This is a genomic window from Alteraurantiacibacter aestuarii (genome assembly GCF_009827405.1).
Lineage (GTDB): Bacteria > Pseudomonadota > Alphaproteobacteria > Sphingomonadales > Sphingomonadaceae > Alteraurantiacibacter > Alteraurantiacibacter aestuarii.
This window is the reverse complement of the sequence record NZ_WTYY01000002.1, coordinates 520278-538083: the sequence shown is the minus strand read 5'-3', so window position 1 is coordinate 538083 and position 17806 is coordinate 520278. Positions and strand designations below refer to the sequence as shown.

Below are 17806 nucleotides of genomic sequence, written 5' to 3'. Positions count from 1 at the left end.
ACCATGCTGAAGATCGCTGCCGCCATTGCCCTCACCGCGCTGAGCAGCGCGCCCGTTCTTGCCCAGACCGCACCCACCCATGAACCGCGCGCGCGCGATCTGGGCGTGCCTTTCGATGGCGAAACAGGTCCGCTCAACGCCATTACCGATGTGGCCGGGGTGACCGTGGGCTTTGCCACCATTGTTGAGGACGACGATGTGCGCACCGGTGTAACCGCCGTGCTGCCGCGCGGGGCGGACACGATGCACAGGCCCGCCTTTGCCGGCTGGTTCTCCCTCAATGGCAATGGCGAGATGACCGGGACGGCATGGATCGACGAATCCGGCTTTCTGGAAGGCCCGGTGATGATCACCAACACCCATTCCGTGGGCGTGGTGCGCGATGCGGTGATCCAGTGGCGCGTGGCGCAGGGCGGGGCCGATGCCACCGGCTACTGGTGGTCGCTGCCCGTTGTTGCCGAGACATGGGACGGCCATCTCAATGATATCAACGGCTTCCACGTGAAGCCCGAACATGTCTTCGAAGCGATTGAAGGCGCGCATGGCGGCTCTGTCGAGGAAGGCAATGTCGGCGGCGGCACGGGCATGATCTGCTACGAGCTCAAATGCGGCACCGGCACCGCCTCTCGCGTGCTGACGGCTGAGGAGGGCGGTTTTACCGTGGGCGTATTGGTGCAGGCCAATCACGGACTGCGCGATCAGGCGACCATCGCCGGTGTGCCGATCGGGCGCGAGCTTGATACGCCGCGTGTGTGGAATGAGGAAACCGGATCGATCATCATCGTGGTCGCCACCGACGCGCCGCTGCTGCCCACGCAATTGCAGCGGCTGGCCCGCCGCGCATCGCTGGGGCTGGCACGCACGGGCGCGGTCAGCGGCAATGGATCGGGCGATATCTTCATTGCCTTTTCCACCGCCAATCCCGATGCCGCTTCGGAAAATCCGCCACCGGTCGAAATGATCGCCAATGGCAATATGGACCCGTTGTTCACCGCCACGGTACAGGCGGTGGAGGAAGCCATCGTCAACGCGATGGTTGCGGGCCAGCCGATGACCGGGGCCGAGGGGCACCACGTTCCCGCGCTCGACCATGACCAGTTGCGCCAGATACTCGCCCGCCACGGAAGGCTTGCCCAATGATCCGCTCGTTCGCCGCCGCAATCCTCCTCGCCTTTGCGCTGGCCATTCCTGTTAATGCCCAGGATCAGGCTCAAAGCGAACCTCAACCGGGCCGCGAACCGGTGCTGCGACAGGTGGACGTGCCGCATAATTACTACTGGCGCGAAATGTATATTCCCCAGCTTACCAGCGGAGCCAGTTCGCTCAGCTGGTCGCCCGATGGCAGCGCGCTGGTCTATTCGATGCAGGGCAGCCTGTGGCGGCAGGACATCGCCAGCGGTGAGGCGTTCCAGCTGACCGCGGGGCCGGGCTATGACTATCAGCCGGACTGGTCGCCCGACGGCAGCACGATCATCTTTTCACGCTATGATGAGGACGCGATCGAGCTGTGGACGCTGGATGTCGCCAGCGGCGCTGCAAGGCGGCTCACCAGCAATGGCGGCGTCAATCTGGAGGCGCGCTGGTCGCCCTCCGGGGACCGCATCGCCTTTGTCTCCACCTTTGCCACCGGCCGTTTCCGCATCTTCACCGCGGCAATGGATGGCGGCGCATTTGAACCGGTGCAGTTCTCTCCCGAACGCGAGAGCGCGATTTCGCGCTATTATTATTCCACCTTCGATCATGAGCTGAGCCCCAGCTGGTCCCCCGATGGCAGCGAGATCATCTATGTCACCAATCCGGAGACCGGATATGGTACAGGATCGCTGTGGCGCCGCGCGGTTGCAGGCGGAGAGCCGCAGCTTGTGCGCGAGGAGGAAACCAGCTGGCGCGCGCGGCCCGATTGGGGTCCGGGCGGCAGCCGCATAATCTGGTCTTCCTATGCCGGGCGGCAATGGCACCAGTTGTGGATCGTGAATGCGGCGGGCGGCCTGCCGATTCCGCTGACCTATGGCGATTTCGATATCTTCTCGCCGCGCTGGTCACCCGATGGCCGCCACATCGCCTTCGTCTCCAACGAAAGCGGCGACGGGCGTATCGAGATACTGGACCTGCCGGGCGGCGCGCGCCGCGAACTGGCGATCAGTGCCCCTGTCTACCTGCACGATGTGGGCACGCTGGCGCTGACCTTGACCGATGAGGACGGCAGGCCCGTTGCCGCGCGCATATCGGTCACCGGCAGCGATGGCCGAAGCTATGCGCCCGAAACCGCGATGATCCATGCGGATGACAATTTCGACCGTGCCGACCGTGCGCAGGAACAGCGCTATTTCCACGCAAACGGCCATGCCGGGATCACCCTGCCCGTGGGGCCAGCCGAAGTAACCGTGTGGCGCGGGCTGGAACATGCAGTCGAACATCGCACTGTCGATATCCGCCCGGGTCCCGCAACGCGCCTGACCGTGCAGATGCAGCCGATCACACTGCCCGGTTTTGACGCATGGCAGAGCGCCGATGTGCATGTGCATATGAACTATGGCGGGTCCTACCGCATGACGCCCGAACGCATGGTGGCGCAGGCGGCAGCGGAAGACCTCGACATCGTGTTCAACACGCTGGTCAACAAGGAGCAGCGCATTCCCGATATCGAATATGCCGGGACGCAGCCTGACCCAGCCTCCACCGCCGATACGCTGCTGGTGCCTGCGCAGGAATTCCACACCAGCGTTTGGGGCCATCTGGGCCTGCTGGGGCTGACCAGCCATTTCCTGCTGCCCGATTATTCGTCCTATCCCGGCACCGGATTGTTCAGCCTGTTCCCGGACAATCCCACCATCGCCGATCTGGCGCACCAGCAGGGCGCGGTCGTTGGCTATGTCCATCCGTTCGATCCCGGCGCTGAGGCGAACACCTATTCCACGCACCAGGTCCCCGTGGATGCGGCGCTGGGCAACATGGATTATTACGAGACCGTGGGCTTTGCCGATTTCCACACATCGGCGGATATCTGGTACCGATTGCTCAATCTGGGCTTCCGCATTTCTGCCGCAGGCGGGACCGATGCGATGGCCAATTACGCCTCCCTGCGCGGCCCGGTGGGCCTCAACCGCACATATGTTCTGCCCGGTGAACTGGCGGAAGGCCCAAGCCCCGTAGAGCGCCGCGATGCGTGGATTGCCGGCCTGCGCGCGGGCCGCTCGATCGCCACCAATGCGCCGCTGCTGGTCTTTGATCTGAATGGCGAAGGACCGGGCGGTGACATTTCTCTGCCTGCCGAAGGTGGCGAACTGGAATGGACGGCGGCAATGATATCGCTGGCCAGGGTGGATCATGTGGAGATCATCCACAATGGTCAGGTTGCGGCCACGCTGACTTTGGATGCGGATGGCAAATTTGCAGCGGCGAGGGGCACTATCCCGATTTCTGAAAGCGGGTGGATATTGCTGCGCGCGTGGAGCTCCGAAGATCAACCCGAAGTGCTCGACCTCTATCCCTATGGCACCACCAGCCCGGTCTATGTCAGCGTCGACGGAAAGCCCGCCCGGTCCGAGGAAGACCGCCAGTACATGCTCACCTGGATCGACCTGATCGAACAGCACGCGCGGACGAGCGAGGACTATAACGATGCCGCTGAACGCGAGACGGTGCTGGGCAATATCGCCCGCGCCCGCGCCGTGTATGAGGCGATGCGCTAGGCCTCCAGCGCTGCTTCCAGCCGTTCACGCGAGGGGCGCTGCGGCTCCCGCGATATCGGGATTGTGTCGCGCATCCGGTTGGCGAAACTGCGCAGGCAGATCTCGTTCCTGCCCAGCGGCCCGACGGAGAAGCTGGACGAGCCCATGCCGTCCTGCACGCGCTCTATCAGCCCCTTGTCCTCGGTATTCACATCGCGGTTGAGGCGCTGGTTGAGATAGCGCGTCAGGTGCATTTCGCGCCGGTCATCGGGCAGGGCATAGGCCCCGTCGCGCAGGATGCAGGTGGTGGCATCGACGGGGATGAACTGCATGAAATCGATCTGGTCGGGATAGACATCGAACATCAGCGCGGGGAACATGCGGTAATATGTCCACATGCGCTTGCGATCTTCGGGCAGGTGATCGACATCGGGCAGCAGATCGCGGTAGGCCTGAACCGAGAGGCCGGGGGAATGGACCGCGCCAACATCGGCAAAGATCTTGTCCACGCCCTGATCCACCTCCAGCCGGTAGCTGTCACGCACAAGGCTGCTCAGCCCCGGATGCGCCACGCGGATATGCAGCGCATCGACATAATTATCGCAGGCGTTCTTCCAGTTGACCTTGCGGATGCGGCTGCGGATCGGGCCGATTGGCTGCATCTCGTCAAAGCGGTAAATGCCCATTTCCTGCGTGATCGGAGCCAGATATTCGGCCAGCGAAGGCCCGCCCGGCTGGAAACGGATATAGACAAAGCCGCCGCTGATATCCTGTTCGATGGGGAACAGGCCGAAGTCTCCCTTGGCGAAGTTCTCGTATTCCTCGATGAACGGCACGCCCAGCAACTTGCCGTCCAGCGCAAAGCTCCACGCGTGATAGGGGCAGGTGATGCGCCCGCCGCAATTGCCTTCGCTGCCATCCAGCAGGCGCGCGGCGCGGTGGCGGCAGACATTGTGGAAGGCGCGGACCTGCCCGTCCTTGCCGCGCACCACGATGGCGCGCTCGCCCATCATGGCAAAGGCGCGGTAATCGCCCGGATTGGGTATGTCGCTGACGTGGCACACCAGATGCCAGGCAGGCATGAAGATCTGCTGCCGCTCCAGCGCCAGGAAGCTCTCGTCATTATAGGTCCATGCGGGCAGGCTCCACGATGCCTGATCGGATACCAGGCGCGGGCTGCCTTGCGTTTGACTTGCAGAGCCAGTCATCAATCGTCTCCTTCCGGCGCCGGTGTCACATCGACGCGCAATATTGTTCCATTGGCAAAGCCGCGTGCGGCGCGGGCGAGGTCTTCACTACCGATTGCGGCGAGTTGGCGGGAAAGGGCCGCATTGTCCGACAGGCCCCCGCTGGTGAGGAAGTGGCGGGCCAGCGATGTGGCGATTTCCTGATTGTCCATCGCCGCGCTCGCCTCCCGGCCAAGGATATGTGCGCGGGCGGCGGCGATCTCCGCCGCGCCGGGCGGCTGGGTCGAAAGCTGGGCGATATGATCGCGCAGCATCGCTTCAAACGCATCGATCTTGCCCGGATCGACACCGGCGGTGATCTCGATCCGGCCCTGCGCGGCGTCGCCAATGTAATCGCTGCCGATATAGTAGACGAGGCCGCGCTCGCTGATCGCCGCGTCACCCAGCCTGCCGCCATAATCATGCGTCAGCACATACAGCAGCATCCGCCAAGCCAGTCCTTCGCGGCTGGCCGGTGCAGGGGCGGCCACGCTGTAACCGATGGCGGATTGCGCCAGCGGCAACGGGATCAGTGCCTTTTCCATCCCCATTCCGTTCCGGCCCGGCCTGAAACGCGCTGGGCTTGGCAGAGCGGCGGGGCTTGCGGTGCCCAGTTCGCTAGCCAGCGCAGCATAGGCGCTGTCTGTATCGACCGCTCCGCTGACCACGGCAAAGGCAATGCCGCCTGTTGGGCCAGCTGAACTGCTGCTTCCATCGCGCTGTGCGGCCAGCATCTGGCCAAGCCTTGTGGAGGGGTCGTTGCTCGGCTCCTCGGCACTCGGTGGAGAAGCTTCGCGCAGCGCGGCGGCGGCCTGTGCCACCAGACGCGGCAGATCGGCGGCAAGGCCCGATGCCTGCGCCACGCCGATGCCATCGGGTGATCCCTCCAGCCCCAGCCGCGCGCCGCTCTGCACCAGCATCACGCTGGCCAAGGGAGATTGCGAAACGGGGCGCAGTATCACCGGCAGACCGGACGGCAGGTGCCGCAATTGGGCCGGTGAGGCGGCGGTGCCCACATCGCGCACAGCGGGGCGCTGGGCTGACGGGGAAAGGTTGCCAGACGCTGTGGCCAGAGCGCCCGGCGCGCTGCCCGGTCCATACCAGCCAATCGTGCGGCGGGCGGGGTCCAGATATGCCTGCGCCGCGCGCCTTATGTCGTTAGGCATGGTCCGCGCCAGCGCATCATCGAGCGCGAGCAGTTGCTCCAGCGCGCCAATCCCTTCGAAAAAAGCCAGCTGGTGCGCGGCGTCCTCGGTCGTCTCCAGATCGAAGGCGAGTTGCGCGCGCACCGCCGCCCGCGCCGCGTCCAGCGCGGCAACAGAGGGCGCGGCGCTGCGAAAAGCAGCGATCCGGCTTTCCAGTTCGCGCTCCAGCTCTGATCGGTCAGAAGCGGTATCGAGCGAGGCCGAGAGCATGAACAGGTAAGGGTCTGCGGTGGGGATGAACCAGCTCGCCATGTCATCCACGGCGCCTGCCAGCACGGAACCATCGGCAGCTGGGGTGCCCCAGTCATTCTGGCGGAAATTGACGCCCGATCCGCCCGACAGCAATTGCTGCATCAGCAGGAAGGGCGCGAAATCGGCGCTCGATGCCGCCGGTGCGGGATAGGCGATGCGCAGATATTGCCGCTCCACCGGCCCCGCCAGATTGACGCGCCGCAGCCCGGCCTGCGGGGGTTCCACCGATACTACGCGCGGGGCCGCTTCGCGCGCCGCCAGTTCATCAAAATACGCGCGCGCCTGCGCCAGTGCGGCCTGCGGATCGACATTGCCGACAATCGCCAGCACTGCGTTTTCCGGGGCATAGTGGCGCGCGTAATAATCCTCCGCATCCTGCGCAGTCAGCGCGGCGACATCGCTTTCATAGCCGATGGTGTTGTTGCGATAGGGGTGTGCCTGGATGGCGCTGGCGACCACGGCATCGAACAGTACGGTGGATGGATCGTTCTGATAGCCGCGCATCTCTGTGATGACGGCCCCGGCTTCGGCCTCCATCGCCGCAGGATCGATGGTGACGCGCGCCATGCGGTCCGCCTCTATCGCCAGCAACAGGTCCAGCTTTTCAGCGGGCGCGGTGGCGAAATAGGTCGTCTGGTCGATCCAGGTGTAGCCGTGCCATTCGCCGCCCGCATCATAGACGGTATCGGTGGCCGAGCCATCGGGGAAGTTCTCGCTGGCGCGGAAAGCGAGGTGTTCCAGCATGTGGGCAAGGCCGGTCTTGCCCGAAGTCTCATCACGCGACCCGCTTTTGTAGAGCACCTGCACGGAGACGACCGGCAGGCTGTTTTCCTCCAGCACGATGACCGTCAGCCCATTATCCAGCCTGGTGATGCCGGCGCGCGCCAGGTCCAGCTGCGCCTGCGCCGGAACGGCGGGCAGCAGCAGGGCTGGCGCAATCAGCAGGGCCAAGGCGGAGCGCAGTGTCATGCGGCTTTATGCCGCCGCTTTGGCAACCTGTTCTTGCGCAGGTCACGCAGCATTTCACGCGCCGCATTATAGCCGGGAATTCCGGTCACTCCGCCGCCGGGATGCGCGCCCGATCCGCATATATACAGCCCGTCCAGCGGCATCCGGTAATCGGCATAGCCCAGCATCGGGCGGGCGCTGAACAGCTGGTCCAGCCGCAGCTGGCCGTGGAAGATATCCCCGCCGGTGAGGCCCAGCTTGTTCTCCAGATCCATCGGCGTCAGCACCATCTTGCCGACAATCGCGTCGCGGAAATTCGGGGCATAGCGGGTGATGGTGTCGATCACCGTGTCTGCTGCCTGTTCCCGGTGATCGTCCCAGCTTTTGCCATCGGGCAGTTCGGGCGCGAAATGCTGGCAGAACAGGCTGGCCACATGCTGGCCCGCAGGTGCCAGACTGTCATCGATGCAGCTGGGGATGTGCATTTCAATGGCCGGCTGGCTGGCCCAGCCATGCGCGCGGGCCTCGTCGTAAGCTGTCTCGATATACTTCAGCGACGGGGTGATCAGGATGCTGGCCTTGTGGTGGCGGCCGATGCCGTCTGACGGCAGGCAGGTGAACTGCGGCAATTCCTTCAGCGCCACATTCATGCGCAAGGTGCCGCTGGCGCATTTCCAGTCACGCATGCGGCGGGCGAAGGCGGGCGGGACCGCCTCTTCCTCCACCATTTTGCCGAACAGCAGCTTGGGATTGAGGTTGGATGTGATCGCGCGGGCGGTGATGGTTTCGCCGCTTTCCAGCTTCACGCCAACCGCGCGATTGCCGTCTGTCAGCACCTTGGCCACCGGACATTCGGTGCGGATTTCCACGCCCTGCTCAATACAGGCCGCGGCCATCGCCTGGGTGATCGAACCCATGCCGCCCATCGCATGGCCCCATGCGCCTTCCACCCCGTTCACTTCCCCAAACACGTGGTGCAGCAGCACGTAGGCGGATCCGGGCGTATAGGGGGTGGCGTAATTGCCGGTCATCGCATCGAAGGCGAGCACGCCCTTGAGGACATCGGTCTCAAACCAGCTGTCGAGGGTTTCGCCCGCGCTCTTGCCGAACAGGTCGAGCAGGTCGCGCTGGCCTTCGATCCCGACCTTGCGCAGCTTGTTGCCAAGGCCCGCCGCGCCCAGCAGCTCGCCCAGGCCGCCGCCGACATTGGGCGGGGTCACATGCAGCGTTTCGCGCAGCAGGTGCATCAGCTGGTCCAGCCTGCGGTTGTATTCAGGGAAGGCCGCCGCGTCCTTTTCAGAGAAGCGGGCGATCTCTGCCAGCTTGCGGTCCTCATCCTTGCCCATCAGGAAATAATCATCGTCGCCCAGCGGCACGAAATAGCCTTCGGAACGGATCTTCACTTCCAGACCGTGGCGCGCCAGATCCATGTCCGCGATCACCGTGGGGCTGAGCAGGCTGACCGAATAGCTGGCCACCGAATTGCGAAAGCCGGGATGGAATTCCTCGGTCACCGCCGCGCCGCCGACGATTTCCCGCCGCTCCAGCACGCAGACCTTGTGGCCCGCGCGGGCGAGATAGAAGGCGCAGGTCAGCCCGTTGTGGCCGCCACCGATCACGATTGCGTCATATTGCGGTGCTGCGGCCATGAACTTCCTCTCGCTGTCAGACGTCTTGTTTAACAGACGTAAAACAGTGTTTCAATCGGGCCGTGGCGCCGATCTGCAATTGCTCAGTCTATGGTGGCTACATCCCTGGTCAGATCGTACCAGAAGCCCAGTGCATCGGCGAAGGCATCGATGCCGATCCGCTCATCCATGCCATGCGCGCGGATATCGTCCGGGTCCTCGGCAATGGCGCCCACGCCGTAGACCGGAATGCCGACCTTGCGCACGAAAGCGCCATCGGTCGCGCCGGTGCTGAGTTCGGGAATGATCGGCACGTCGCCCCAGTATCGGTGCGCCGTTGCGGTCACAGGTCCCAGCACATCATCGCGCAAGGGCGATGGCGGGCTGGGGTTGGCTGGAAAAATGAGTTCCACATTCACCCCGAACGGCGCCACCATTGCGCGGATCGAAGCCTCGATATCGTCGGTCGATTCCTGCGGCAGCACGCGGCAGTTCACCACCGCGCGGGCGGTCTGCGGCAGGGCGTTCTCTGCATGACCGCCCGATAGCTGGGTGGCGACGCAGGTCGTGCGCGCCAGCGAGTTGTAATAGGGGTTGTCACCGATCCCTTCCGGCCCGTCCGTGCCGTTTTGCGCCGCTGCCAGCGCTTCCAGCAGCGGGCGGTCCTCATCGGGCGCAACCACGCTCCAGTTGGCGAAGAAGCCGCGCGATGTCTCATTCAGGTTGATCGGGAAATGATGGTCCTCCAGCGCCACCAGCGCGCGCGCCAGCTGCGAGATCGGACTGTTGGTCTTGGGCACGGAAGAATGGCCGCCGGGATCGGACGCGCTCAGCGCATAGGTGACGTACACCTTCTCCGCCGTCTGGATCACGAATGCGCGCGGCTGCTGGTCATCGCCCACGATCACCAGCCCGCCATCGGTGTTGAGCGCGAAATCGGCATCGATCAGGTCGCGCCTTTGCGTGGCGAGGAAATCGGCGGCGAAACCGTCCGTCTCCTCATCGGCGGTCAGCATCACGATCAGGTCACGGTCCGGCACAAAGCCTTCGCGCTTCATGGCGATGAGATTGGCCACCAGTATCGCCGCACCGGCCTTGTTGTCGGTGGCACCGCGGCCATAGATATAGCCATCCTGCTCGGTCGCCTCATAGGGCGGGACCGACCAGTCCGACGCCAGACCTTCCACCACATCCAGATGGGCCATCATCAGCACGGCCCCGGCCTGCGGATCGGGCGAGCGCAGCCGCACTACCAGATTGGGCAGCTTTTCCGTCAGGCCCACCACGGTGATTTCATCATCGCCAAAGCCACCATCGCGCAGGGCTGCCTCCAGCAGCGCCACCGCGCCGCGCGTGTCGCTGCCGCCGCTGGGTGCGGTGTTGGTTTCGATCAGGCGTTCCAGCAGGTCACGCGCCAGCGGCATATCGGCCTGCGCCATTGCCGGGGCCGAACAGGCCAGCGCTGATGTGATCAGCAATGCTGTGAGGGTGCGATACAAGGCGCGTTCCTTTCGTTTCAATGCTGCATTCAATTCGGGGCGAGCCCCCGGGCCGTCAGCCATTCCAGAGCGTCATCCAGCGCGGCGCGCACGCGGGCGAACATTTCATCCAGTTCCGCCTCACTGATCACCAGCGGCGGAGCGAAGCACAGCGTATCGAAAGTGGCGCGGAACAGCACGCCGTGTCGTATTCCGGCCGTATCCGCACACCATGCCCCCACGCCGTCGGCCGGATCGTACAACGCCCTGGTTTTGCGGTCGCGCACGATCTGCAGCGCGCCGATCATGCCGACAGAGCGCGCCTCGCCAATCAGCGGGTGATCGGCCAGCGCCTGCAGGTGCCGCGCGAACACCGGGGCCATGCGCTGCGCCTGCCCGAAAATGTCACGTTCGCGGTAGATGTCGAGCGTCTTGAGCGCGATGGCGGTGGCCAGCGGATGGCCCGAATAGGTATAGCCATGCGCGAACACGCCCAGCGTGGCGCTGGCATCCTCGAACGCCTGATAAATCTGCTGCGGCAACAGCACCGCGCTGATCGGCACATATCCGGAGGACAGCGCCTTCGCCAAGGTCATCGTATCGGGCCTGAGGCCCATCGTCTGACTGCCGAAGGCCTCTCCGGTGCGGCCAAACCCGGTGATCACCTCGTCCGCGATCAGCAATATGTCGTGCCGGTCCAGCACCTGCCGCACCTGCGCGAAATAGCCGCGCGGCGGGATTACCACTCCGCCTGCGCCCAGCACAGGCTCGGCGATCATGGCGGCGATGGTTTCGGGGCCTTCGGCAACGATCATCGCCTCCAGTTCGGCAACCAGCCGTGCGGTGAAGGCATCTTCATCCTCGCCCGCGTGCGCCTCCAGATAGGCATAGGGACAGCGCGCGCGCAAAATGCCGGGGATCGGCAGGTCCCACTCGCGGTGGAAGCCCGCAAGCCCGGTCAGGCTGGCCGCGCCGATGGTGACGCCGTGATAGCCGCGATCGAGCGCGATGATCTTCTTCTTGCCCGGTCGCCCGATCAGATTGTTGTAATGGCGGACCAGCTTGATCTGCGTGTCATTGGCATCGCTGCCCGACTGGCCGAAGAACACGCGCGCGGCATCGAACGGTGCCATCGCCACCAGCCTGTCCGCCAGGTCCAGCGCGCCCTCATGCGCCTTGCCGGCAAACAGGGTGGCATAGGAAAGGTCGCGCAGCTGGCGGGCGGCGGCCTCTGCCAGCTCCTCGTCACCATGACCCAGCGCGGTGCACCACAGGCCCGAAAGCCCCTCGATAAAATCGCGGCCCTCGCGATCGAAGATGCGCACGCCCTTGCCATGGGCAAACACCAGCGGGCCGGACTGCGCAGCCGACCGCAGATTGGTGGTTGGGTGGAGCAGCGCACTTGCGATTGTCGTCATCAGCCGACCCTTTATCTGGCAGGTTATCTGGCAGGCCTGCGATCCTAGGCCCGCTTGTTTCGGCAAGAAACCATTTAGATCGCGAATGGCCGCATTCGCTACTGCAGCGCTTGAAACTATCCCGGGAATGGCGCAGCAATGGCGAAAGTTTCAATTGCAAGGACAGCAGCCATGCAGGTCGGTCGTTTCGGAATCTTGATTGCAGCGCTGGTTGTGGCTCCCGCTTCACCGCTGCTGGCACAGTCGCAGGCCTTCACCACCGATGACATGCTACAGGTCGAGTGGGTCAGTGAGCCCGCGTTCACCCCCGATGGCAACCACATCACCTATGTCGTCACCAGTCCGGGTGACGGCGAGACCACGCAGAGCGATCTGTGGACCGTCAGCTGGCAGGGCGGGGATGCCCATGCGGTGCAGGCCACGCTGGACCGTGATGAAAGCGCGCCGACCTATAACGCCGATGGCACCGTGCTGGCTTTCCTGCGCAGCGGCAAGGACGATGAGCCGACCCAGCTGTGGATCAGTGAAGCAGGCGCGGCTGCACGCAAGGTAACCACCCTGCCGGGCGGCGTGGACAGCTACACGCTGTCTCCCGATGGGCGCAGTGCCGTGGTGGTATCCGAAGTGGGCGTGCACGTGGGCCAGAACCCCGATGTTCCGCCGCCGGTGGTGATTGACCGTTTCATCATCCGGCAGGACGGACGTGGCTGGCTGGATGATCGGCGCGCACAGATGTTCCGGGTCGACCTGGCCAGCGGAGACGCCGTGCAGATCACCAGCGGCGATTATGACAACGCCTCTCCCGCCTGGTCACCCGATGGCCAGTGGATCGCCTTTGTTTCCAAGCGCTGCGAGGATGCGGACCGCCATTACTGCACCGATATCTATGTGATGTCCCCGCAAGGCGGAGAGCCGCGCCGGATCAGCACCTTCAAGGATGCCGATTCGGATATGTCGGGCGAATTTGGCAGGCCGCAATGGTCGCCCGATTCCAGCCAGCTGGTGTGGACGCGGGCAGGGGATGAAAGCTTCAACTGGTACACCCCCTACCAGCTCGTCACCGCCGATCTGGCGACGGGGACCGAGCGCAACGTGGCGTGGATTGACCGCTGGGTTTATTTCCCGCGCTGGTCGGCTGACGGAAAGACCATTCTGGCTCTGGTGGAGCAGGACCGCGATACCTGGCTGGCCCGGATCGATCCTGCCAGTGACCGGATCACCTATCTGACCAGCGGCAGCCGCTTCGCGTATGGCTTCGCAGCATCGCCAAATGGCCGCATCGCCGTGCTGGATGGGGACAGCAACACGCCCACCGCCCTGATGAGCGTGGAGCAGCGCCCGCGCACGCTCAGCCCGCAAAATGCGTGGGTGGCCGGTCGCCGCCTTTCCGCGACGCAGGACGTTTCGTTCATGAGCGGCGATACCGAAATTCATGGCCAGCTGCTGTTGCCGCCGGATCACCAGCCCGGACAGCGCCATCCGCTGGTGGTGCGCCTGCACGGCGGGCCGGTGTATCAGTTCAGCCATGAATTCATGGGCGACTGGCAGGTTTTCGCCGCCAATGGCTATGCCGTGCTGGGCATTAATCCGCGCGGATCTTCTGGCCGCGGCGCAGCTTTCGCGCAGGAGCAGATGGCCGCATGGGGCAGCGTGGATGTGGAGGATATCAGCGCCGGGATCAGCCATGTGCTGGACATGGGCGTGGCCGATCCGGACGCGATTGGCGTTGGCGGCTGGAGCTATGGCGGGATCTTGACCGATTACATGATCGCCCGCGAGCCGCGCATCAAGGCCGCCGTCAGCGGTGCCGGCATGGCCAATTTCTTCGGCGGCTACGGGGTTGATCAGTACAGCCGCGATTATGAGCTGGAGCTGGGCCGCCCGTGGGAGAACGTCGATCGCTGGATGGAGCTGAGCTACCCGTTCTTCAAACCGGAAACGATCACCGCGCCAACGCTGTTCCTGTGTTCGGAAGTGGACTGGAACGTGCCGTGCACCGGCTCACAACAGCTGTATCAGGTGCTCCATTCGCTGGATGTGCCCACCAGGCTGGTGGTCTACCCGGGGCAGACGCACTCGCTCTCCGTGCCAAGCTACATTCGCGACCGGATGGAGCGCGAACTGGGCTGGTATGATTTCTACCTGAAGGGCGAAGGTGAGGGCGGCGCGCGTTAACGCACCAGCTCGCCGCCCTTCATCACATGGTCAACATTCTCCAGCGCGGTGATGTCTGACAGGGGATCGCTGGCGACGGCGATCATGTCGGCAAAGCGGCCCGGGGCGATGGCGCCGATATTGGCATCTTCGTCCATCATCTGCGCCACGCTGATGGTAGCGGCCTGGATCGCCTGCATCGGGGTCATGCCATAGCGCACCATATAGGCGAACTGGCGGGCGTTATCGCCATGCGGATAGACGCCGGCATCGGTGCCATAGGCAATGCGCACACCCGCGGCCACGGCGCGGGTAAAGCCTTCGCGCTGGGCGTCGGTGGTTTCTTCGTTCTTGCGCAGCATATCGGCGGGCCAGCCATCGCGCGTGCCCACTTCCTCGATGAAATCACCGTTGTAGATATCCATCGACAGCCACACGCCTGCATCGCGGGCCATGCGGATGCCCTCATCATCGATCAGGGATGCATGTTCGATCGAGCGGACGCCCGCGCGAATTGCGGCCTTGATGCCTTCTGCGCCGTGGGCATGGGCGGTGGCATAGCTGCCAAAGCTGTCCGCCACTTCCACGGCGGCGCGCATTTCCTCTTCGGTCAGTTCAAGCGCGCCCGGCTCGGTTCCTTCTGCCAGCACTGCGCCAGTGGCGATCAGTTTGAGGAAATCGACGCCCTGCTGGAACAGGTAACGCGACTTCTCGCGCATTTCCCCGGCATTGCGCACCACGCCCACGCGCATGTCGGCGGGGATCACGGCGTCAGGGGAAAGGCCGGTCACTTCGCCGCCGCCGCCCGGTACGGTGAGATAGGCACCTGCCACCCACATGCGCGGGCCGGGCACCCAGCCGCGGTTGATCGCATTGCGCAAGGCAACTTCGCCATTGGCGCGAAAGGCACCGACATCGCGCACGCTGGTGAAGCCCGCCTCAAGCGTCTCACGCGCATTCAGCGCGCCGATCAGCGCAATTTCTTCCGCCGAATGGAGCAGCGGCTCGGCCACATTGTTGGACTGGCCCCAGTCGGACAGGTGCGTGTGCGCATCGATCAGGCCGGGCAGGACGGTATAGGCGGACCAGTCGAGCACCTGCGATCCGGCAGGCGGGGGCGTGAACGGCTCCACCGCAACAACCCGCTCCCCGTCCAGCGTAATCAGCTGGTCTTCCAGCACCTTGCCTTCGATCGTGTCGACCAGCCGGCCCGCATGGACATAGCTGGTCTGCGCCGATGCGGACGTTGCGGCCAGCACGGCAAAGGCCAGCAGGCCGGGGATTATTCCACGAAGATGGCCGAACATATTGATCCCCTTTTGATGCCTGTCACTTGCTTGTGTTGCAGCGCTGAACCTATAGGTTTACACTTGTAAAGCAAGCGAGGTGATATGACGAAATCCTATGATGCAGTGATTGTCGGCGGCGGCCATAACGGGCTGGTCTGTGCATTCTACCTCGCCCGGGCGGGCCTGTCTGTACGCGTGCTGGAACGGCGCGACGTGATCGGCGGGGCTGCGGTGACGGAGGAATTCCACCCCGGCTTCCGCAATTCCACCGCCAGCTATACTGTCAGCCTGCTGCAACCCAAAGTGATCGCCGACATGAAGCTGGCCGATTATGGCTACCGCGTGATCGAACGGCCGGTTTCCAACTTCCTGCCGCAGGAAGATGGCGGCTATCTGATGCTCGGCGGCGGTCTGGAGCGCACGCAGGCGCAGTTCGCCAAGTTCTCGCAGGCGGATGCCGATGCGCTGCCGCAATATTACGAGGCGCTGGAGAATATCGCCGATATCCTGCGCGATCTTGCCCTCAAGGCTCCGCCCAATGTGGGGGAGGGCCTGCTCACGCTGATTTCCGCCGCTGCACAGGGGCGCAGCCTGGCCACGCTGCCGCTGGAACAGAAGCGTGACCTGCTCGACATGTTTGCCAAGAGCGCCCGTGCCATGCTCGACAGCTGGTTTGAAAGCGAAGCCGTTAAGGCCGCCTTCGGCTTCGATGCGGTGGTCGGCAATTATGCCAGCCCTGACACGCCCGGATCGGCCTATGTCCTGCTGCACCACGTGTTTGGCGAGGTGAACGGCAAGAAGGGTGCATGGGGCCACGCAATCGGCGGCATGGGCGCAATCACGCAAGGCATGGCGCAGGCCTGCCGCGACGCTGGGGTGGAAATCACCCTGGAAGCGCCTGTGGCACAGGTGCTGGTGGACAATGGCAAGGCCACCGGCGTGCGCCTGGAATCGGGCGAGGAAATCGCCGCCAGCGTGATCGCCGCCAATGTCGGGCCAAAGCTGCTATACGACCGGCTGATCGCGCCATCCGATCTGGACGCCGATTTCCGCCGCCGGATGCGCGGGTTCAAGGCCGGATCGGGCACGTTCCGCATGAACATCGCGCTGTCCGAATTGCCGCGCTTTTCCGCGCTGCCGGAACCGGGCGAGCATCTGCAATCGGGCATCATCATCGCCCCCACGCTGGATTACATGGACGAGGCTTTCCTCGACGCCAAACGCTATGGCTGGTCAAAGAAGCCGATCGTGGAAATGCTGATCCCGTCCATCGTGGATGACAGTCTTGCGCCCGAAGGGCAGCATGTCGCCAGCCTGTTCTGCCAGCAATTCGCGCCCGAACTACCCGATGGCCGCAGCTGGGATGATGAGCGCGAGGCTGCCGCCGATACCATCTTCGATACGGTCGAAGCGCATGCCCCCGGTTTCAAGGCCAGCGTTATCGCCCGCCAGATCCACTCCCCGCTCGATCTTGAGCGCAAGTTCGGACTGATCGGCGGGGACATCATGCATGGCAACATGACCATCGACCAGCTGTGGTCTGCGCGTCCGGTGCTGGGCAATGGCAGCTACCGTGCGCCGATTTCGGGCCTTTACATGTGCGGCGCGGGCACCCATCCGGGCGGCGGTGTTACCGGTGCTCCTGGCCATAATGCGGCGCAGGCGATCATCAGCGACAGATCGCTATTGGGGCGTATCCTGCGCCGGTGAGCGGGCGGGCGCGGGTCCGCGCGCCAGCAGTGAACCCAGCGATTCCAGCACGATTGCGCGGGCCTCGTCGGCGCTGAAAGGCCCGCGCTCGTCCAGGCACAGCTCCAGCCATAGTCCGTCCACCAGCGCATTGATGGCAATCGCCGCCAGCCGCACGGCGTTGGCATCGGCATCTTCGCCCCAGCAATCGCGCAGCAGCTGTTCCAGCCCGCTCCTGAACGCGGCGTAAATCTCCTCGTGCACGGCGGCGATCTGCGGGTCCGACTTCACCAGACTCCAGAAGGCGAGCCAGGTGGACAGCAACGCCGGATCGAGCACGGGTGGACGGAAACTGGCGGTGACATAGGCTTCCAGCCGGGCGCGCGGATCATCGCCTGCCTGGCTCACCGCCTGCTCCACGGCGTTGGCGACCCTGGCGCCTGTATCGCGGTAGGTTTCGATGATCAGGTCATCTATGCCGTCGAAATAATGGGTCAACAGGCCGGCGGAAACGCCCGCGCGGCGGCAGATCGTGCGCACCGAAATGCCCTTCGCGCCGTCCTCTGCAAGGCAGGCGGCCGCCGCCGCGATCAGGCTCTGGCGGCGGAAATCAGCATCTCCACGGACGAAATTGGCTCTCCCCATGCGCAGGTGTTTATGGGCCGGTGATGCAATTGGGAACCCGTTTCATGGTGGTCGCAAGAATTTCGGGCCGCTCTGAATGAGCTGGAGAAACACCTTGTCAAACAGCTGCAAGTAACCGACTCTGTTCTTGAATTCAGATTCGGATCGCCAAGAAAATATCGGCATTTGCAATGCCTCCCTGGGGACAACGTTCGTGACGGCCA

General features: G+C 64.1%; 11 protein-coding genes. 4 read left to right on the top strand and 7 right to left on the bottom strand.

What is annotated here, in order from left to right:
- Positions 1-3: 3 nt before the first annotated feature.
- Together GRI32_RS05110 and GRI32_RS05105 are read left to right on the top strand one after the other, a co-directional pair.
- Entirely contained in the window at positions 4-1140 is a 1137-nt protein-coding gene (locus tag GRI32_RS05110; RefSeq protein ID WP_160590077.1) for a DmpA family aminopeptidase, read from the top strand.
- Positions 1137-3692, top strand: coding sequence for a CehA/McbA family metallohydrolase (locus tag GRI32_RS05105; protein WP_160590076.1), 2556 nt, complete (start codon positions 1137-1139; stop codon positions 3690-3692). The genes GRI32_RS05110 and GRI32_RS05105 overlap by 4 nt, the downstream gene beginning before the upstream one ends.
- Here GRI32_RS05105 and GRI32_RS05100 read toward each other — a convergent pair.
- The 5 genes from GRI32_RS05100 to GRI32_RS05080 all read right to left on the bottom strand — a co-directional run bounded on the left by GRI32_RS05100 (position 3689) and on the right by GRI32_RS05080 (position 11826).
- The gene (locus tag GRI32_RS05100) at positions 3689-4879 is read right to left on the bottom strand and encodes an aromatic ring-hydroxylating oxygenase subunit alpha (protein ID WP_160590074.1); all 1191 of its coding nucleotides are present in this window, start codon (positions 4877-4879) and stop codon (positions 3689-3691) included. The genes GRI32_RS05105 and GRI32_RS05100 overlap by 4 nt on opposite strands.
- On the bottom strand, positions 4879-7323 hold the full coding sequence (locus tag GRI32_RS05095) for a M16 family metallopeptidase (RefSeq protein ID WP_160590072.1): 2445 nt from the start codon (positions 7321-7323) through the stop codon (positions 4879-4881). Before GRI32_RS05095 ends, GRI32_RS05100 begins: the two co-directional genes overlap by 1 nt.
- Entirely contained in the window at positions 7320-8951 is a 1632-nt protein-coding gene (locus GRI32_RS05090; RefSeq protein WP_160590071.1) for a phytoene desaturase family protein, read from the bottom strand. Before GRI32_RS05090 ends, GRI32_RS05095 begins: the two co-directional genes overlap by 4 nt.
- An 83-nt stretch (positions 8952-9034) precedes the next feature.
- Positions 9035-10429, bottom strand: a complete 1395-nt coding sequence (locus tag GRI32_RS05085; protein ID WP_160590069.1) for a M20/M25/M40 family metallo-hydrolase — start codon at positions 10427-10429, stop codon at positions 9035-9037.
- Between the two features lie 29 nt (positions 10430-10458).
- Positions 10459-11826 (bottom strand): aminotransferase, encoded by a 1368-nt coding sequence (locus GRI32_RS05080; protein ID WP_160590068.1) that lies wholly within the window; start codon positions 11824-11826, stop codon positions 10459-10461.
- A 213-nt stretch (positions 11827-12039) separates the two neighbouring features.
- Here GRI32_RS05080 and GRI32_RS10895 point away from each other — a divergent pair, with 213 nt between their 5' ends.
- Complete coding sequence (locus GRI32_RS10895) at positions 12040-14001, top strand: prolyl oligopeptidase family serine peptidase (RefSeq protein WP_160590066.1); 1962 nt, start codon at positions 12040-12042, stop codon at positions 13999-14001.
- Here GRI32_RS10895 and GRI32_RS05070 read toward each other — a convergent pair.
- Positions 13998-15287, bottom strand: a complete 1290-nt coding sequence (locus GRI32_RS05070; RefSeq protein WP_160590065.1) for a Xaa-Pro dipeptidase — start codon at positions 15285-15287, stop codon at positions 13998-14000. The genes GRI32_RS10895 and GRI32_RS05070 overlap by 4 nt on opposite strands.
- Positions 15288-15371: 84 nt before the next feature.
- Between GRI32_RS05070 and GRI32_RS05065 the strand changes: the two genes are divergently transcribed.
- Positions 15372-16979, top strand: coding sequence for a phytoene desaturase family protein (locus GRI32_RS05065; protein ID WP_160590063.1), 1608 nt, complete (start codon positions 15372-15374; stop codon positions 16977-16979).
- Here the strand turns inward: GRI32_RS05065 and GRI32_RS05060 are convergent.
- Positions 16953-17603: a TetR family transcriptional regulator C-terminal domain-containing protein gene (locus GRI32_RS05060; protein WP_160590062.1), complete on the bottom strand. Its 651-nt coding sequence runs from the start codon at positions 17601-17603 to the stop codon at positions 16953-16955. The genes GRI32_RS05065 and GRI32_RS05060 overlap by 27 nt on opposite strands.
- Positions 17604-17806: the final 203 nt, after the last annotated feature.